Genomic DNA, 3,528 nt, shown 5'->3' with positions numbered 1-3,528 from the left:
GGCCGGGCCCGCCTGCTGCCCGGCGGCCCGCCCGGGCGGCTCCTCGCCCGCCTGCGCGAGCTGCCCGACCCGGACCGCCGCCGCTGCCTACAGGAGCTGCGGGTCAGCGCCGACCGGCGGCCGCCCCGGCAGGAGCAGCTCCGGCCCGAGGACCTGCGGGCCCTGCGGGACGCCGACGTCGCGATCGGCAACCACACCCTCGGACACCCCTCGCTCGGCCGCTGCGACGACTCCACCGTGCACACCGAGATCACCGGCGCCCACCTGGCGCTCAGCCAGTGGCTCGGCGAGGCGCCCACGGCCTTCGCCTACCCCGACGGCGGGTACGACCCGCGCGCCGACGCGGTCCTGCGGCGGCTGGGCTACCGGCTCGGCTTCCTCTCCGACCACCGGCTCGGGCCCCGGCTGCCCGCCCACCCGCTGCGGATCAGCCGGCTGCAGGTGGACTCCACGACCGGGACGCGCCGCTTCGACACCATCCTGTCGGGGCTGGAGCCGGCGGTGCAGCGGCTGCGCGGCGCGGCTGTGTGAGGAGCGGCCGGGGGCGCGGGGGGATGCGCACTTCGGGGTGGGCCGCATGTGCCGGGTGCGCCGACCTTGAATCGCGCAGTGCCCCGCGCCCCCGGTTCCACACCCGTCAATCCGTGAGCAGGCGGGTGCGGAGGGCGGTGACGAGGGCGGGGTCGGCGTTCAGGCGGGTGGCGGCGTAGTCGGGGACGGAGCCGTAGCGGTCGGCGAGGCCGGCCAGGAAGCGGCGCATGATCTCGGCGGGGGCGCGGCCGTAGCCGGGCCAGACGAGGGTGAGGTCCGGGTGGCGGGTGTGCCATTCGGCGACCAGCCGGGCCGTGGCGTCCTCGGTCCGGGCGAAGTCGGTGAGGACGTCCTCCTCCGGCACCCCCAGCAGGGTCAGCACCAGGGCCGCGACGATGCCCGTCCGGTCCTTGCCCGAGTAGCAGTGGAAGACCAGCGGCGCGTCGGCCTCCGCGATCACCCGGAGCACCTGCGCCAGCTCGTCCGCACCGTCCTCGGCGACCTCGGCGTAGCGCTCGGCCAGGTAGACGGCCGGGTCGACCTCGGGGCCGAGTGCGGCCTGGTCGTACGGGCGGTGCTCGATCGACAGGTTGTGGAAGGCCAGCCCGGGGAGTTCCGGGACGCGGGCGGTCTGGGCGATCTCCCACGGGTAGCGCAGGTCGATCACCGTACGGACGCCCAGGGCCTCCAGGCGGGCCAGGTCCGGGCCGTCCAGCTTGCCGAGCGAGTCGGAGCGGAAGAGCAGGCCCGGCCGGAGGGTGCGGCCGTCGGCCGTCCGGTGGCCGCCGAGGTCGCGGAAGTTGCACAGCCGGTCGAACACGATCGTGTCGGTCATGCCGTCACCCTACGAACCGGCCCGTCACGGCGGGCCGGAACGGCCGGATCCGGTGGTCAGCGGGCGGGCACGCCGCCGGAGATCAGCCGGCCCTCGGGGTAGCGGGCCGCGGCCTCGGCGAGCGCGGACGGGCGGCCGCTGTGCAGCACCGTCAGGGTGCCCGAGCCCGGGGCGGGCTCCCGGCCGTCGAGGCGGCGCAGCGCCTGGGCGGCCACCGCGTCCGCGGAACCGTGGAACCGCATACCGGGGGCGGCGATGCCGGCGAGGGCCGCGGTGATCTCGTCCCTGACCAGTTCGTAGTGGGTGCAGCCGAGGACGACCTCGGTGGTGCCGGCGGGGGTGCGGCCCGCGGCGTCCGCGACGGCGGCCGCCACGGCGGCCCGGTCGCCGCGCTCCACGGCGTCCGCCAGCCCCGGGCAGGCCACCTCGGTGACCTCGGCGCCGCCGCCGAACTCGGCGATCAGCCCGCGCTGGTAGGCACTGCCGGTGGTGGCCGGGGTGGCCCAGATCGCGACCCGGCCGCCCGCCGCCGCGGCCGGCTTGATCGCCGGGACGGTGCCGATCACCGGGAGCCCCGGCTCCAGCTCGGCCCGCAGCCGGGCGAGCGCGTGCACCGAGGCGGTGTTGCAGGCGACGATCAGCGCGTGCGGTTCGAAGGCCGCGGCGGCCAGGGCACAGGCCAGGGCGTGCTCGGCGATGTCCTCCGGGGTGCGCGGGCCCCACGGCATGCCGTCGGGATCGGAGGACAGCACCAGGTCCACGTCGGGGCGCAGCGCGCGCAGGGCGGCGGCGGCCGCGAGCAGTCCGATTCCGGAGTCCACCAGTGCGATCTTCACAGGGCACGACTCTACCGAACGGCTCCGCACCGGTACCGCTGCGGACGGACCCCGTGCGGCAGACTGCCGGAGTGACCGTGCTGCTGTGGGTGTCCGCGCTGTCCCTGGCGATCTGGCTGTGGCTCGCCTGCTGCCACGGCATGTTCTGGCGCACCGACCAGCGGCTGCCGCCCCGGTCCGCACCCCGCCGCTGGCCGTCGGTGGCCGTGGTCGTCCCCGCCCGGGACGAGGCCGCCGTACTGCCGGACTCGCTGCCCGGCCTGCTCGCCCAGAAGTACCCCGGCGCCGCCCGGGTGATCCTGGTCGACGACCACAGTTCGGACGGCACCGGGGCGCTCGCCGCCCGCCTCGGCGAGGGCGGCGGACTGCCGCTGGAGGTGACCGTCCCTCCCCCGCTGCCGACCGGCTGGACGGGCAAGCTGTGGGCCCTGCGGCACGGCGTCGAACTCGCCGGCGACACCGACTACCTGCTGCTCACCGACGCCGACATCGCCCACGGCCCGACCCTGCTCGCCGACCTCGTCGCCGCCGCCGGGGCGAACGGCCTCGACCTGGTGTCGCAGATGGCCCGGCTGCGGGTCGAGACCCGCTGGGAGCGGCTGATCGTGCCCGCGTTCGTGTACTTCTTCGCCCAGCTGTACCCGTTCCGGTGGAGCAACCGGCCCGGCTCCCGGACCGCGGCCGCGGCCGGCGGCTGCACGCTCGTCCGGCGGGAGGCACTGGAACGGGCGGGCGGAGTGGCGGCGATCCGCGGGGCCGTCATCGACGACGTCAACCTCGCCCGCGCCGTCAAGCGGACCGGCGGCCGGACCTGGCTCGGGCTGGCCGAGCAGGTCGACAGCGTGCGGCCCTACCCGCGGCTGGCGGAACTGTGGCGGATGGTGTCCCGCAGTGCCTACGCCCAGCTGCGGCACTCGCCGCTGCTGCTCGCCGGGACGGTCCTCGGTCTGGCCCTGGTCTACCTGGTGCCGGTCGCCGCGGTGGTCGCCGGGGCGGCGGCGGGATCCGCGGCGGTCGCGGCGCTCGGCGGGGCCGCCTGGGCGGTGATGACGGGGACCTTCGTCCCGATGGAGCGGTACTACGGGCGGCCGTGGGGGGAGGCGCTGCTGCTGCCGTTCACCGCGGGCCTCTACCTGCTGATGACGGTGGACTCGGCGGTCCAGCACTGGCGCGGCCGAGGCGCGGCCTGGAAGGGGCGCACCTACGACAGTCAGGGCGGCGACGGACAGGGGCGCGGGGAACTGCGCAATTGAGGAGCGGCACACCCGAAAGAGGGGCGCGGAGAGCTGCGCGCAGTGGAAAGACACTGACCAGGTGCCTTTCCAC

General features: G+C 76.2%; 4 protein-coding genes. 2 read left to right on the top strand and 2 right to left on the bottom strand.

Annotated elements, in window-relative coordinates:
* Nucleotides 1–531 (top strand): polysaccharide deacetylase family protein (locus tag ABZ641_RS29605; protein WP_359986678.1); only part of this gene is annotated, 531 nt, incomplete at its 5' end.
* 106 nt (nucleotides 532–637) lie between these two features.
* On the opposite strand, the gene ABZ641_RS29600 is transcribed toward ABZ641_RS29605, so the two are convergent.
* Nucleotides 638–1,366, bottom strand: coding sequence for a tyrosine-protein phosphatase (locus ABZ641_RS29600; protein WP_359986675.1), 729 nt, complete (start codon nucleotides 1,364–1,366; stop codon nucleotides 638–640).
* Between the two features lie 56 nt (nucleotides 1,367–1,422).
* A complete protein-coding gene (locus ABZ641_RS29595; protein ID WP_359986673.1) occupies nucleotides 1,423–2,202 on the bottom strand; it encodes an aspartate/glutamate racemase family protein in 780 nt (259 codons plus the stop codon).
* A gap of 71 nt (nucleotides 2,203–2,273) precedes the next feature.
* On the opposite strand from ABZ641_RS29595, the gene ABZ641_RS29590 reads away from it, so the two are divergent.
* Nucleotides 2,274–3,455 carry a glycosyltransferase gene (locus ABZ641_RS29590; protein WP_344625050.1) on the top strand — a complete coding sequence of 394 codons (1,182 nt, stop codon included), beginning with the start codon at nucleotides 2,274–2,276 and terminating at the stop codon, nucleotides 3,453–3,455.
* Nucleotides 3,456–3,528: the final 73 nt, after the last annotated feature.

Source organism: Kitasatospora sp. NPDC007106 (assembly GCF_040634455.1).
GTDB classification, from domain to species: Bacteria; Actinomycetota; Actinomycetes; order Streptomycetales; family Streptomycetaceae; genus Kitasatospora; species Kitasatospora arboriphila.
Note: the sequence above shows the minus strand (reverse complement) of the source record. Positions and strands in the feature narration are given on the sequence as shown.